The 13,758-nt window shown below is 63.7% G+C and carries 12 protein-coding genes; 4 read left to right on the top strand and 8 right to left on the bottom strand.

Annotation, left to right across the window (positions count from 1 at the left end):
- Positions 1–24 precede the first annotated feature (24 nt).
- From CH286_RS06510 to CH286_RS06490, 5 genes are all read right to left on the bottom strand, one after another.
- Positions 25–1,185 (bottom strand): enolase C-terminal domain-like protein, encoded by a 1,161-nt coding sequence (locus CH286_RS06510; RefSeq protein WP_032405232.1) that lies wholly within the window; start codon positions 1,183–1,185, stop codon positions 25–27.
- A gap of 13 nt (positions 1,186–1,198) precedes the next feature.
- A complete protein-coding gene (locus tag CH286_RS06505) occupies positions 1,199–2,521 on the bottom strand; it encodes an ABC transporter substrate-binding protein (RefSeq protein WP_255182587.1) in 1,323 nt (440 codons plus the stop codon).
- A gap of 26 nt (positions 2,522–2,547) precedes the next feature.
- On the bottom strand, positions 2,548–3,429 hold the full coding sequence (locus CH286_RS06500) for a carbohydrate ABC transporter permease (protein WP_032405233.1): 882 nt from the start codon (positions 3,427–3,429) through the stop codon (positions 2,548–2,550).
- 5 nt (positions 3,430–3,434) lie between these two features.
- Positions 3,435–4,385 carry a carbohydrate ABC transporter permease gene (locus tag CH286_RS06495; RefSeq protein WP_032377519.1) on the bottom strand — a complete coding sequence of 317 codons (951 nt, stop codon included), beginning with the start codon at positions 4,383–4,385 and terminating at the stop codon, positions 3,435–3,437.
- A 185-nt stretch (positions 4,386–4,570) separates the two neighbouring features.
- Positions 4,571–5,587, bottom strand: coding sequence for a dienelactone hydrolase family protein (locus tag CH286_RS06490; protein ID WP_094608704.1), 1,017 nt, complete (start codon positions 5,585–5,587; stop codon positions 4,571–4,573).
- Positions 5,588–5,640: 53 nt separating this feature from the next.
- Here CH286_RS06490 and CH286_RS06485 point away from each other — a divergent pair, with 53 nt between their 5' ends.
- Entirely contained in the window at positions 5,641–6,810 is a 1,170-nt protein-coding gene (locus CH286_RS06485) for a hypothetical protein (RefSeq protein ID WP_255182586.1), read from the top strand.
- Between the two features lie 83 nt (positions 6,811–6,893).
- Here CH286_RS06485 and CH286_RS06480 read toward each other — a convergent pair whose 3' ends face one another.
- Positions 6,894–7,718: an NAD-dependent epimerase/dehydratase family protein gene (locus CH286_RS06480; RefSeq protein WP_032405236.1), complete on the bottom strand. Its 825-nt coding sequence runs from the start codon at positions 7,716–7,718 to the stop codon at positions 6,894–6,896.
- Between the two features lie 148 nt (positions 7,719–7,866).
- Here CH286_RS06480 and CH286_RS06475 point away from each other — a divergent pair, with 148 nt between their 5' ends.
- From CH286_RS06475 to CH286_RS06460, 3 genes are all read left to right on the top strand, one after another.
- Positions 7,867–8,946 (top strand): ABC transporter ATP-binding protein, encoded by a 1,080-nt coding sequence (locus CH286_RS06475; RefSeq protein WP_032378355.1) that lies wholly within the window; start codon positions 7,867–7,869, stop codon positions 8,944–8,946.
- A 285-nt stretch (positions 8,947–9,231) separates the two neighbouring features.
- Positions 9,232–10,545 carry a TrkH family potassium uptake protein gene (locus CH286_RS06465; protein ID WP_052057862.1) on the top strand — a complete coding sequence of 438 codons (1,314 nt, stop codon included), beginning with the start codon at positions 9,232–9,234 and terminating at the stop codon, positions 10,543–10,545.
- A complete protein-coding gene (locus CH286_RS06460; RefSeq protein ID WP_094608702.1) occupies positions 10,538–11,203 on the top strand; it encodes a potassium channel family protein in 666 nt (221 codons plus the stop codon). The genes CH286_RS06465 and CH286_RS06460 overlap by 8 nt, the downstream gene beginning before the upstream one ends.
- Here CH286_RS06460 and CH286_RS06455 read toward each other — a convergent pair.
- Entirely contained in the window at positions 11,187–12,662 is a 1,476-nt protein-coding gene (locus CH286_RS06455; RefSeq protein WP_094608701.1) for a mannitol dehydrogenase family protein, read from the bottom strand. The genes CH286_RS06460 and CH286_RS06455 overlap by 17 nt on opposite strands.
- The gene (locus tag CH286_RS06450) at positions 12,659–13,684 is read right to left on the bottom strand and encodes an NAD(P)-dependent alcohol dehydrogenase (protein ID WP_094608700.1); all 1,026 of its coding nucleotides are present in this window, start codon (positions 13,682–13,684) and stop codon (positions 12,659–12,661) included. Before CH286_RS06450 ends, CH286_RS06455 begins: the two co-directional genes overlap by 4 nt.
- Positions 13,685–13,758: the final 74 nt, after the last annotated feature.

Raw genomic sequence — 13,758 nt, 5'->3', positions numbered from 1 at the left:
GGACACGGATGTCGTCGACGGACACTAGTACTCGGCAATCAAATTGTTCGAGATGTACTCCAGGTCGATGTCCTCACCCAGGCCTGGTCGCAATGGCATCTGCACCATCCCGTTCGCGTCTATCGGATCGACGATGGACTTCAGATGCGGCGGCACCCAGTCGTAGTCGACCAGTGGATGCAGCAGGCCACGTTCGTACCACTGGATGTTCGGAGCGCCGCCTACCAGTGCGAGATTGGGGGCACCGTTGCCGTGGATCTCGCACTCGAGCCCGAAGCCGTCGGCCATGTGCACGGTCTTCAGTGCCGGGGTGATGCCGCCGCCGTTCATCGCACCGACGCGCAGGATGTCGCAGGCATCGTCGGCAATCCAGTCCGCTCGCGAACGATGCCGACCGGGAGTGGTCTCCGGGCCGATGACGGGAGTATCGATCTGATCCGCCAACCACTTGTACGAGCGCATCGAGAATTCGTCCATGGGCTCCTCGAACCAGTCGAACTTCAGTGCGTCGAGTTCCCGGCCGAGCTTGAGGGCGTCGGTACGTGAGTACCAGTGATAGCCGTCGAGCATCAACGAGAACCCTGGTCCGACGGCATCTCTCACCGCCGCGCAGGCCTCGATGTCCCGCGTGAGGCTCGGTGCCCCTTCGAGCGGCGGCATCCAGGTGTGCAGTTTGATTCCCTGGTAGCCCTGATTCTTCAGCGCCACTGCGAAATTCGCATACTCCTGTGGACTGGACAGGCCACCCTCGATGGTATCGCCGCACATGGTGCTCGCGTAGGCCTTGACCTCGCTGCGCGCTCCGCCCAGCAGCTTCCACACGGGGGTATCGAATCGGTTGCCCGCCAGGTCCCACAGTGCCTGATCGAGGTAGCTGCAGGTGTGTTCGGGAAGTTCGACGGCTCGCGTCCGTTGCCGAATTGCGAATTTGCGGTCCATTTCCTCGCGGTGCAGCGGATCGGTGCCGATGAGGACCGGTCGAAAGTGTTGCTCCACTTGATCTTCACGCAGATAGTTGGTCTTGCCCAGGACGTAACCGCTGACGCCGTCGGAATCTGTGATGCGCAGCAGTGCCTGAGTGGTGGGTATCGACGGACCGGGGTGTCGATGCCCGTAGGAATCGACGGCGGTGCGAGCCTCGGTCTTGAAGACCTGGACGGCAACCTCGGTGATGACGCTGGACATGGTGATGAGTCCCCTATTTACCCTGTCGGGCATCGTATTTGGCCTTGGAGCGGTTGAGCTTCTCGGCGAAGTCGTCGGCGAAATCCTGGGCGCTGAGCTGTCCGATGAGGACCTTCTGCCACTGACCCAGCATCTGGACCTGCACGATCTTGCCGAAATCGGGCAGATAGTCGGGCGGGGTGACCAACACGGTCTCCGGATCGTCGAGGGCGGCCTGGGCGGCTTGCACGGACGGCATCGCCCCGAAGGCGGGCGCGGAGCGGGCGTCGGCGTTGACCGGGATCTGCCCCACGTTCTCGTTCCAGTAGGCCTGCGACTCCGGAGAGGTCATGAACTCGAGGAACTTCCAGGCCGCTGCCTGGTGCTGGCTGCTCTTGAACACCGTGTACGACGGGAACGGGTCGGTCATCACGGTGCGGACGCCGTTGTCCGCGAGAGGCAGGGCGACGGCACCGACCTTGTCGCCGAGCGCCTTGCGGTGATTGCTCAGTGATCCGAGGTTGTGCTGCATCATCGCCACCGAACCACCACCGAAGCTGGCGACCATCTGTGGAAAACCGTTGTTGACATCGGCGGTAGGTGTGTCGACGTCGTAGAGGGCCGCGAAACGTTCGATGGCTCGAACCATCTCGGGCCGGTTGACGGTGGATTCGCTGCCGTCGAAGAAGTTGTCGATGCCGGTGACGGCGAACATGTGTTGCAACAGTGGATAGATCGAGCCGGCACCGCCTCGGATGGTGAACCCGTATCTTCCGGCGGACTTGTCGGTCAGTTCGTCTGCGGCGTCGTAGAACTCGTCCCAGGTATCGGGTGGCTCGATTCCGGCCTCGTCGAACCAGTCCGCTCGATACCACAGGGTGGCGTTGTTACTGGTGAACGGCAGACCGTACAGGTTCTCGCCGCCGCCGGACTCCATGGCCGATTCGATGATCTTGGGATCGTATTGGTCCTTCTGAGGAGAGGATGCCATGAAGTCGTCGAGCGGGATCACGGCGTTCTGCGCGACGAGGGGCGCGAGATATGCGGTGGAGACGATGCCCAGGTCGGGTGCGGACCCACCCGCGAGAGCCGTCTGATATTTCTGCTGCGCACTGTCGGATGGTAGACCGACGTACTGAATGTCGATGCCGGGATTGATCTCCTCGAAACGTCGAATCAGCTCCTCGTACAACGGGGTTCGATCCGGCCCGGCATTGTTGTCCCAGAAGGTGAGGGTGCCGCTGTTCGGATCTCCGAGGGCACCGTCGGGCAGGGAGGTTTCGGAACTGCAGGATGCCAGCACGAGCGTGGCTACCGCACCGACGAGGGTGGTGCGCAGCAGGGTGCGTCGATTCATGTCGATTCTCTTTCCGTACGTCATGATCAGCCCTTGACCGCGCCGGCGCTGAGGCCCTGGACGAGATACTTCTGGATGACGGCGAACACAGCGACCACCGGTACCGCGGCGATCAGACCGCCCGCTGCGAGCACACCGAAGTCGACGTTGTACGAGCCGATCGTGTAGCTCAATCCGACTGGGAGGGTGAACTTGTCCTGGCTACTGATGAACATCAGGCCGAACAGGAAGTTGTTCCAGCTGCCGATGAACGCGAAGGAGCCGACGGCGATCAGGCCGGGCCGCAGCAGCGGCAACATGATGATACGGAAGGCCTTCAGGCGTGAGCAGCCGTCGACCATGGCTGCCTCCTCCAGTTCCACCGGGATCTGAGAGATGAACCCTGCCATCAGCATTGCCGCCAACGGTAGTTGGAAGACGGTATCGGCGACGATGAGTCCGAACAGGTTGTTCACCAGTCCCATCTCGCGGAACACCTGGAACAGTGGGATGAGCAGCATCGCACCGGGGACGAACTGGCTGCACAGCAGGGCCATCACCAGGGGGATCTTGGCGCGGAACTTGAAGCGTGCCAACGCATAGCCGGTCGCCAGTGCGACGAAGGTGGTGAGTACCAGCGACAGACCGGCGACGATGAGGCTGTTCTTGAAGAAGAAGCTGAAGCCGAGGGTGTTCCAGACGGTATCGAAATGGTCGAGCGTGATGGGCCAGGGGAGCATCGAATTGGACCCGGCAGGCCGGAACGCGAAGACGATCATCCAGTAGAACGGGACGAGCGTGAACAGCAGGTAGACGGCCAACGGGAGGCCCACGCTGAACACGCGGGGCTTGGTGCGGTGCACGCGCACCTTCTCGGAATGGTCCGCCGGCGGACTGGTCACGACGGGACGGTCTGCGGTAGTTGTCATGTGCGTCAGGCCTTATCGCTGTTGAATTTGCTGAGGCGCAAGTAGAGGATCGAGCAGAAGAGCAGGATGACGAACGCGACGGTGGTCAGAGCCGAGCCGTATCCGAAGTCCTGCGCGGTGGTTGCGAGCTGAGAGACGTAGAGCGGCAAGGTGGTCGTGACGTCGGCCGGTCCGCCTGCGGTGAGGGTGTAGAGGAGATCGACGTTGTTGAACTCCCAGACCCCGCGCAGCAGGGTGGACAGAATGATCACGGCTTTGAGGTGTGGCAGCGTCACGAACCGGAAGCGTTGCCAGCGGTTCGCGCCGTCGACGTTCGCAGCCTCGTACAGATCCTTGGGCGCACTCTGCAGTTCGGCGAGAATGAGAATGGCGAAGAACGGAACCCCGCGCCAGAGCTCGGCAACGCTGGTGGCCCAGAACGCGGTGTCCGGATCGGCGATCGGCGCGGCGGTACCGTCGCCGATGCCCATGTTGCCCAGCAGTTTGAACAATCCGGTCGACGGGTTGTAGATGAGCAGCCAGATGCCGGTGGTGAGCACGCCGGAGACGGCCCAGGGAGAGAACACCAGGGCACGGGCCAGGCCGCGTCCGCGGAATACCTCGTTGACCAGCAGGGCCAGTCCGAGGCCGAGGATCAGCTGGAACACGACCTGTACGCCCACCCACTTGGCGGTGACGACGAGGCTGTTCCAGAACAGGTCGTCGGCGAACATCAGCTTGAAGTTCTCCAGGCCCGCAAAGCCGTTGTCCCACGGCGTCGTCGGGTTGTAGAACTGCAGGCTGTAGTAGAAGACGCTGCCGACCGGGTAGAAGATGAACACTGCCAGCAGGATGACGACGGGCGCGATCAGGATGTACGGGGCCGAGATGCGGCGCTTGCGTTTCGGTCGAACGGGAGGGACGGCAGCGCTGGGCGCGCGGGTACCTCCCGACCGGGGTGGTGTGGTGGTGACCATGGGGACGCTCCGAAGCGTTCGGGGCCGGATGGAAAGCCGGCGAGCGGATCTGGCGGGATGTCTTCCGACCCTGAGCGAGCCGGGCCGTGCAAGTCTTGGTTGTTCACATATCTGAACGAATGTCTTCTATGTGAATTTCTGGACCAACTATGACGGCAGTCACAAGCGCTGTCAAGCATTCCCGGTCACACGTGCAGGCTCAACCAGCCGGCCGCCGCGTCCTGCATGGTCGTCGTGAATCGATGCGGTTCCGAAAACCATTGTGTGAACAGTGTTTCCGATTCTCTGTAGTCGCGGCGGAGCGCCGCCTCGGCGTCGCGCATGCCGGGGAGGCCGAAATGGGAATCCAGCTCAGCGAATTGGACCAACAATGGGGTCGGGGCTGCTGCCCCGGCGATCTCCGGCCAGTCGCACACCGTAGGCAGGCCCGGGGTGATCATCAACCAGGTGGTGTCGTCCGCGTGACCGTTCGCGATATCGGCGAACGTGCTCATCGATGCCGTGATCACCCCTGCCCGTAGGCGATCGCTGCACGCCAGTAGATGTGCGACGCGCACTCCGCCACCGGAGAAGCCGGCAGTGGCGATGCGGTGTGCGTCCACCTCGGGGCACTCCGCCAGTGCCTGCAGCGCGATCAGGTCCTCGCTCAGCACCTTCCCGGCCAATGAACTGCCCTGCAGCGCTGCCACTTTTGCGAGTCCGTGCTCGTGCTCGCGGGCGGCCGCCTCGTATCTCGGCAGCCCTTCCAGCTGGGCGCCTGCACGTCGAGCCCGCTCGGGGAGGTCCTCCCACGGCACCCGGCGACTGCCCCACGGGAACACGTCGTGGACCAGGACAGCGAAACCCGCTGCAACCAGACGGGCGGCGGGCGCGCTGCCGCCGTATCCGCGCCTGCGCAACTCCTCGAGGTCGGGTGCCATGCCGTCGGGGCCGTCGGCCACCTTCTCCTTGCCGTAGAACTTCATCCCGTCGTGACCGTGCATGAGCAGGATCGCGGGCAGTGGAGTCTCTGCGTCCGGGGGCGTCAGCAGCCATGCGGACGTGTTGTCCCAGTTCAGCTCCACGCCGGAGATGCCATCGCGTGTCCAGGTCCGACCACGGGTCACGTGCGGACGCCGAGGATCGTCGAATGCCCCCAGGGCTCGCCGGATCTCTGCTCGTCGCGTGAATCGTGGACAGTTGGGCTCGAATTGTGTTCCCATGTGTGAACTCAGTTCTCTCTATAGAACAAATCAGCCATCGAAGGATGATCTTCATGACCGTCGACCGCATCGTCGCGCACGCCTACCCTTGGGACGTCCTGGGCGACCCGCATTTCGTCGAACGCGCCAACAGACTCGGGGTGCGTGAGATCTCGCTCGCCGCGACATACCACTCCACCAGGGCGGCAACCCCGCTGCATCCGCAGCACAAAGTGGTCGACGCCCACCACGCAGCGCTGTATCGACCGGTTCGTCCCGACGCTTGGGCCGGGCGCACGATCACTGCGCGGACGGCCGCCTGGGGCGGTGCCGAGGACGCGTTCGGCGAGGCAGCGAGTGTGCTGCGGGAGGCCGGATTCCTGGTGAACGCGTGGATCGTGCTGACGCACAGCACAATTCTCGGCCACGCCCATCCCGACGCGACCGTCGTCAACTGTTTCGGAGATGCCTATCGGTATGCCCTCGCACCAGGGCATCCCGATATCGTGCGGTACAGCGCCACGCTCGCGGCCGAAGCGATCCGCGGCGTCGAGGTACACGGGGTGTCCGTCGAGGCCTGCGGGCAGCTGGGCTTCGCTCATGTCGGACCACACGAGAAGACGGACGGCGCGTTCCCGGGCATCGGCGACACGCTGATGTCGATCAGCTGCACGCAGCGCGAGCTCGACGCGTGGGCCTCGCGAGGCGTCGATTCGGCCAAGGTGACGCAGAAGCTGCGCAACGGCATCGATGCCCTGTCGGCCGGAACTTTGCCTACGGATGCTGCGATCACGGACGTGTTGGACGCCGACGAGATCGACGCGGTGGTGGCGGTCCGACACGCCGACGCCGATCACCTTCGTGCGGAAGTGCTTGCCGCAGTGAGTGAACAGGCTCCGTCGGCACGCGTGACGCTGCACGGTCACCCGGATCCGTGGAAGACCGGACCCTCGCCTGCGTTGACCGCCTCCGCGCCAGCCGATGTCGATGCGGTGCTCGTGTCGGCCTGGCCGGGAACGGCCGAGACGGTGTCGGTGGTGAAGGCAACCCGCGCGGCCGTCGGCGACGGGGTGGATGTGGGTGCGTATGTTTCGGTACTGCCGCCGAAGAAGCTCGACGAGGTGGCCGCGCATGTGGCCGCGACCGTCGACGCCGGGGCGAACGAGCTGCACCTCTACCACCTCGGTCTCGTCAACCGCCTCCAGCTCGATGCGCTGGGGTCGATCGTCACAACGTATTCGTAAGGCGGACTGCAACAGGCGCTCCACTCGACCGTCCGCGGCGCGGAATCCCCCGCCCGAGGACGTCGAGTGGAGCAGGGGGTGCGTCAGCGCATCCGCTGGCCGAGCGGGTGATCGCAGAATGCGCCGCCGACTCGTTGCAGGATCGGATCGCTGAACGTCCACTCGTGTTCGGCCAGGAACTGCTCGGCGAACTGTTCCGCGTCGTCGCGAGGTAGGTACCCGATCTCCGCGCCCTCGTTGCCGGACCACCACGCGCGCGAGTTCTTCGAGATGCCCCACACGGTGTGAAAACCTTTGGCGCTGTCCGACAGTGACGCCTCGATCAGTCGCGCAGTGTCTGCGGGGGACATCCAGGTGGCCAGGCCTCGGTAGTTGGGCGGCGCGGCGAAGCTCGAACCGATACGCAGGTTGATGACGTCGATGCCGAAGCGGTCGTGGTACATCCTGCCCAGGGCTTCGACCGCGGCCTTGCTCCACCCGTAGAAGCCGTCGGGTCGCGGAGCGGCGTCGCCCGGAAGTGGCGAGTCGCCTGCCTCGTCGTGCGTCCAGAATCCGACTGCGTGATTGCTCGACGCCACCACTATCCGAGAAACCCCCTGCGCCACTGCGGCTTCGAAGACCGCCTGGGTGCCGTCGACGTTCACCGACAGAATGTTGGCCCACGAGTCCTCGGTGCTCAACCCCCCGAGGTGCAGGATTGCATCGACACCGTCCACCGCGGCGGCCACGGCAGCGCGATCGGTGACCGAACCCTGTACGAATTCCTCGGTGGCCGAATCGATGTCGGTGATCTCGGCGATATCGAACAGGCGCAGCGTGCGGCCGGGTGCCGCCAGCAGAGGCCTGAGCATCGCACCCATGTTGCCTGCGGCCCCGGTGATGAGCACTCGTGAAACGGTGTCGGTCATTCTTCTCGAACTCCTTCGATGGAAACCTTGTAATGGGCATCACAGTAATACATACTTCTAAACGAAGTCAGCATTCTGGCATCCATTCACATATATGAACCTCACTCGGATCGTCCGGCACGTTCCTGCCGGTGAAGGGACCACCATCATGGCCACCGTTGCATTTCAGGGCGTCACCAAACTCTTTCCCGGCGGCGACAAGGCCGCCGTCGACCAGCTCGATCTCGACATCCAGGACGGTGAATTCCTCGTCCTCGTCGGCCCGTCCGGCTGCGGAAAATCGACGTCGCTGCGCATGCTCGCCGGTCTCGAAGAAGTCGACAGGGGAGCCATTACCATCGGCGGCAAGGACGTCACCGACCATCAGCCCAAGGATCGCGACATCGCGATGGTCTTCCAGAACTACGCCCTGTACCCACACATGACGGTCGGCGAGAACATGGGATTCGGACTTCGCATCGCCGGCGAGGACAAGGCCGAGATCAAGCGCCGCGTCGAGGACGCTGCCAAGATCCTCGACCTCACCAAGTTTCTCGACCGCAAACCCAAAGCGCTCTCCGGCGGCCAGCGTCAGCGAGTGGCCATGGGCCGCGCCATCGTTCGCAAGCCACAGGTGTTCCTCATGGACGAGCCGCTGTCCAATCTCGACGCCAAGCTTCGAGTACAGACCCGCGCGCAGATCTCTGCACTGCAACGCAGGCTCGCCACGACAACCGTCTACGTCACTCACGATCAGGTCGAGGCCATGACGATGGGTGATCGCGTGGCCGTCCTCAAAGACGGTGTGCTGCAGCAGTGCGACTCCCCGAGGCGCATGTACGAACACCCGAACAACGTGTTCGTCGCCGGCTTCATCGGATCGCCTGCAATGAATCTGCTCGAGCTTCCCCTCGTCGACGGCGGCGTCCGCTTCGGCGGCGAAGTGGTTCCGGTTCCCCGCTCCGCCATCGCCGGAATCGGGGAGAGTTCCGTGACACTCGGCGTGCGGCCCGAGGACCTGCAGATCACCACCGGGGCAGGCCTCGAAGTGACCATCGACGTCGTCGAAGAACTCGGAGCCGACGCCTACGTCTACGGCCAGGCCGATATCAACGGCACGCGTCAGCCCATCGTCGTTCGCGCCGACGGCCGCATCCCACCGGAACGCGGATCGAAGATCACGCTCTCCTACGCCGCCGAGCGCACCCACCTGTTCTCCACGGTGACCGGGGAGCGCTTGGTCGACTGATGCCCTGGGCGGTGGAGCGCTGACGTGGAGCGCTGACGCGCAGGTGCGCGGGAGTGGAGCCTGCGGAATGACCCAGGTGAGCGGGAGTGGAGCCTGCGGAATGACCCAGGTGAGCGGGAGTGGAGCCTGCGGAATGACCCAGGTGAGCGGAAACTCGACCCCTGCTACGAAGTTTCGTGCACGTGCCGCGAAGCGGCTCGTCCCACCGGTACTGTCTGCCGAGTGACAGACGCTCGCCCGGCATCGCGATGGTCCACGGTCTTCCGGCCGACACCGGTCCGGCTCATGGCGTCGGGATTCGCACTGGCCATCCTGGTCGGAGCCGCAGTGCTGATGATTCCGGCGGCCACCGTGCCCGGGTACGACACCGATATTCTGCAGGCATTGTTCACCTCGACCTCGGCGGTCAGTCTGACGGGACTGATCGTGGTGGACACGCCGGTGTACTGGTCGGGTTTCGGGCAGGGTGTGATCCTCGGCCTGATCCAGATCGGCGGATTCGGGATCATGACGATCGCGTCGTTGGTCGGATTGGTGCTGGCCGATCGAATCGGGTTGCGAAGCAGGCTCAACGCGGCCGCCGAGGTTCGCACATCCGGGCTGGGCGACGTCAGGAGTGTCGTCGTCGGTGTGTTCCGCACCAGCCTGATCATCGAGAGTGTCGTCGCGATCGTCCTGGCGGCGCGCTTCGTCATCGGCTACGACGAGCCACCGGGTCGCGCACTGTGGCTGGGGATCTTCCATGCCGTCTCGGCGTTCAACAACGCTGGATTCGCGCTCTTCAGCGACAACATGATCGGGTTCGCCACCGACCCGTGGATCTGTGTGCCGCTGTTGATCGCGGTCGTGTTGGGAGGCATCGGATTTCCGGTTCTTTTCGAGATCGCCCGTCACCTCCGCGCACGTGCCGGCGGTGTTCGGGCACGCAAGCGATGGTCACTGCACACTCGAATGACGCTGTCGGTCACCGGTGTTCTGTTGATTCTCGGACCCACGGTGGTGTTGCTCTTCGAGTGGTCGAGGACCTTGGATGGATTCGGCTTCTGGGACAAGATGCTCGTCGCGACGTTCCAGGGCGTCATGCCTCGCACCGCAGGATTCAACAGCGTCGACTATGCGGATGTGGACAACGCGACCCTGCTCGTCACCGACGTCCTGATGTTCATCGGTGGTGGCAGCGGCGGAACGGCGGGTGGCATCAAGGTCACCACGTTCGCCCTACTGCTGTTCGTCATTCTGGCCGAGATCCGCGGTGACCGTGAGGTATCGGTGTTCGGTCGTCGAATCGACGCGCGCGTGCAACGTCAGGCGTTGACCGTCGCGTTGATCGGCGTCGCGTTGGTCATGCTGCCGGTCGTGGCGCTGTTGGCCGGCACGAATTTCGATCTCGACGTGCTGCTCTTCGAGGTCGTCTCGGCGTTCGCGACGGTAGGCCTGTCCACCGGAATCACCGCACAACTACCCGGCTGGGGTCAGGTGGTCCTGATAATCCTGATGTATCTGGGCCGCATCGGTTCCATCACTCTGGTCAGTGCCCTCGCCGCCCGCGACCGCGGACGGCGCTACACGCTTCCCACGGAAAGGCCGTTCATTGGCTAGGAAACCATCCTCCGATGTCGTCGTCGTTCTCGGTCTCGGCCGCTTCGGTAAGTCTCTCGCACTGGAACTGATGGACCAGGGAGTCGAGGTGCTCGGCGTCGACAGCGACGAGGCCGTAGTGCAACGCGTGGCAGACCGTTTGACGCATGCTGTGGTGGCCGATACCACCGACGAGGAGTCTCTTCGGCAATTGTCGGTGCACGAGTACGACCGTGCCGTCGTGGGTATCGGTTCCAATCTCGAAGCGAGCCTGCTCACCGCATCGGCTCTGGTGAATCTGTCGATGTCGACCATCTGGGCCAAGGCTCTGAGCAACGCACACGCCAAGATTCTCAGCCAGATCGGCGTCCACCACGTCGTCAGGCCCGAGCACGACATGGGTAAGCGAGTAGCTCACCTGGTACGTGGTCGGATGATGGACTACATCGAGTTCGACGACGGGTACGCCATGGCGAAGACCTCACCGCCGGCCTCACTGATAGGAAAGACTCTGGGCGAGAGCGGAATCCGTACCAAGCACAGAGTAACCGTCGTCGCAGTCAAGCGTCTGGGTGAAGGGTTCACCTACGCAACAGCGGACACGGTGATCGGTGCGGGCGATACCGTCATCGTCTCCGGTCAGGTCCGAGACACCGAGAAATTCAGTGAGTCGACATGAGCGCCTCCAGGGTTGCGCGCGCACCGTTCTCCTGAAGTGATGTCAGCTGTTTCGTGTATTCGGCGACAAATCGTTCGTTGTCGATCAGATCGCCGAACACTGCGCGGTTCGCGATGAACGCCGTGGGGTTCTCACGCTGGCTTTGCGCGATCGGAACGAGTGAGTCCTTCAGCTGGTCGACGATCTGGATCGGCTCGCCGGACTCGTCGACGGCCTCGGCGTAGCGAGCCCAACTCGCGACGACCGCGGTGGACAGGACGATCTCACCGCCGGTCTCGAGGTTCTTGCGGATGACGGGCAACAGCCACTTGGGAATTCGATCCGAGGACTCGGCGCACAGTCGCGCTACGGTGTCGCGTATCTCCGGGTTGGAGAACCGCTCGATGAGCGTGTGCTTGTACTCGGTCAGATCGATACCGGGCACGGGCTGCAGTGTGGGCGTTGCCTCCTCGTCCATATAGGCGAGCAAGAACGCAGCGAACTGCGGATCTTGACAGACCTCGTGCACCAGGCGGTAGCCACTGAGATAGCCGAAATATGCGAGGGCCTGATGGCTGGCATTGAGCAGCCTCAGCTTCATCAGCTCGTAGGGAGTGACGTCCTCGACAACCTGCACGCCCACATCCTCCAGGGGTGGACGGCCGAGGGTGAAGTTGTCTTCGAGCACCCACTGCGTGAACGGCTCACCGGCGACGGGCCACTGGTCCTCGATGGCGTATCGCGACGAAAGTTGTTCGATCACTTCCGGTGTCGTCACCGGCGTGATGCGATCCACCATCGAATTGGGGAATGCGCCCTCCGCCGCGATCCATTCGGCCAACGTCGGGTCCTTCAGGCGCGCGAACGTCGTGAACGTCGATTGCGCCATGTGGCCGTTGCCTTCGATGTTGTCGCAGGACATGATCGTGAACGGCTTCATGCCACGATCCTTCCGACGAGCCAAAGCTTCGACGACGAGTCCGAAAGTTGTTGCCGGCACGGCACCGTCGGCGAGATCCGCGACGATCGCCGGATTCTTCTCGTCGAACTCCCCGGTGGTGGCGGAGAAGTTGTAGCCGCCTTCGGTGATGGTGAGCGAGACGATCTTCACCGCCTCGGATGCCATCTTCTCGATGACGGCCTCGGGATCCTCGGGGGCGAACAGATACTCGACGATCGACCCGATGACGCGAGTTTCCCAGGTGCCGTCGGAGTGCTTGAGGGCGAGGGTGTAGAGGCAGTCCTGCTGATCCATAACCTCTTTCATCTTCTTGTCGTGCGGCAGTACACCCACACCGCAGATCCCCCAGTCCGACGCCTCGCCGCGCTCGAGCAAGCGGTCGACATACATGGCCTGGTGGGCGCGGTGAAAGCCGCCGACGCCGAAGTGCACGATCCCCGTGGTGACTGCGGCCCGGTCGTAGGTCGGTACCTCGACGTCGGTGTGGAATTCTGCCAGAGTGCTCGCCCGAAGCTTCATGCGTTCTTTCCTTCTCCTCGATAACCAGGTATCACAACAGCTTTGATGCTTCCGGCCAGCTTGTCCGCGTTCAATGCATCTTCGACGCCGTCGAGTCCGAACCGCGCCGTCACCATCGCGTCGAGATCCACCATGCCCGACGCCACCAGGTCGCGTGCGATGGGCCACGTGTTGGCGTATCTGAAGACTCCGGTGAGCACCAACTCTCGGTTCTGAATGACCGAGATCGGTAGGGGGTAGTCGGATCCGCCCATGCCGACGAGGACGACGGTGCCGGCCGGCCGCACCGCATGAATGCCGTCGAACACCGCCCGCGCCGCACCGGATGCGTCGATGAAGGAATCGACCGACAACGCACGCACGTCCTCGGTGGTGGGGTCGAGGACTCGTGTTGCGCCGAAAGTTGCGGCGTTGGCGCGGCGGGAGGCGTCGAGGTCGGTGACGATCACCTCGGTGGCTCCGAAGGCCCGGGCCACCTGTGCGGTGACGATCCCGACGGGGCCTGCGCCGGCGATGAGCACGCTCGAACCGGCCGAGATTTTCGCCTTCTGTACCGATGCGATGCCGACCGACAGCGGCTCGAAGAGAGCTGCGGCCTCGTCGGAGATGGTGTCCGGAACGGCGTGCGCGAACGTCGATTGGATCAGCACGTATTCCGCCAGTGCACCGTCGATGGGCGGGGTCGCGAAGAATTCCATGGCCGGGCACAGGTTGTATCGGCCGGCGCGGGATTGGGCGCTGGTGGGATCCGGTCGTTGCGGCTCGATGGACACGCGCTGCCCGACGCGGGTGTCGGGGACGTCGGAGCCCACGGCCACGATCACGCCCGCAGCCTCGTGCCCGAGCACGAGGGGGCCGTCGACCACGTAGTCGCCGATGCGTCCCTCCCGGTAGTAGTGCGCATCGGATCCACACACCCCCACGGCCGTGACCTGCACGAGAACCTCATCGGGTGCGGGTGTGGGGACGGGCCGTTCTTCGAGTCGGATCTCGTGCACGCCGGTGAGAACGCTGGCCTGCATGGACTGTGGCACGGACCGCTGGTCGCGAGGGGGTGTTGTGTAGATCACACCTTAATGTTAGCTTAATGAGCAGA

Origin of the sequence: Rhodococcus sp. WWJCD1, from assembly GCF_002258735.1 — a bacterium.
Taxonomy (GTDB): Bacteria; Actinomycetota; Actinomycetes; order Mycobacteriales; family Mycobacteriaceae; genus Rhodococcoides.
The sequence above is the reverse complement of the archived record's forward strand: the minus strand, read 5'-3'. Positions and strand labels throughout refer to the sequence as shown.

Coding starts and splice junctions, on each gene's coding strand:
- CH286_RS06495 (WP_032377519.1), bottom strand. CDS start 4,385: ATGGTCACCACCACACCACCCCGGTCGGGAGGTACCCGCGCGCCCAGC.
- CH286_RS06455 (WP_094608701.1), bottom strand. CDS start 12,662: ATGAAGCTTCGGGCGAGCACTCTGGCAGAATTCCACACCGACGTCGAG.
- CH286_RS06490 (WP_094608704.1), bottom strand. CDS start 5,587: ATGGGAACACAATTCGAGCCCAACTGTCCACGATTCACGCGACGAGCA.
- CH286_RS06510 (WP_032405232.1), bottom strand. CDS start 1,185: ATGTCCAGCGTCATCACCGAGGTTGCCGTCCAGGTCTTCAAGACCGAG.
- CH286_RS06450 (WP_094608700.1), bottom strand. CDS start 13,684: ATGCAGGCCAGCGTTCTCACCGGCGTGCACGAGATCCGACTCGAAGAA.
- CH286_RS06465 (WP_052057862.1), top strand. CDS start 9,232: ATGGCGTCGGGATTCGCACTGGCCATCCTGGTCGGAGCCGCAGTGCTG.
- CH286_RS06500 (WP_032405233.1), bottom strand. CDS start 3,429: ATGACAACTACCGCAGACCGTCCCGTCGTGACCAGTCCGCCGGCGGAC.
- CH286_RS06485 (WP_255182586.1), top strand. CDS start 5,641: ATGACCGTCGACCGCATCGTCGCGCACGCCTACCCTTGGGACGTCCTG.
- CH286_RS06480 (WP_032405236.1), bottom strand. CDS start 7,718: ATGACCGACACCGTTTCACGAGTGCTCATCACCGGGGCCGCAGGCAAC.
- CH286_RS06505 (WP_255182587.1), bottom strand. CDS start 2,521: ATGAATCGACGCACCCTGCTGCGCACCACCCTCGTCGGTGCGGTAGCC.
- CH286_RS06475 (WP_032378355.1), top strand. CDS start 7,867: ATGGCCACCGTTGCATTTCAGGGCGTCACCAAACTCTTTCCCGGCGGC.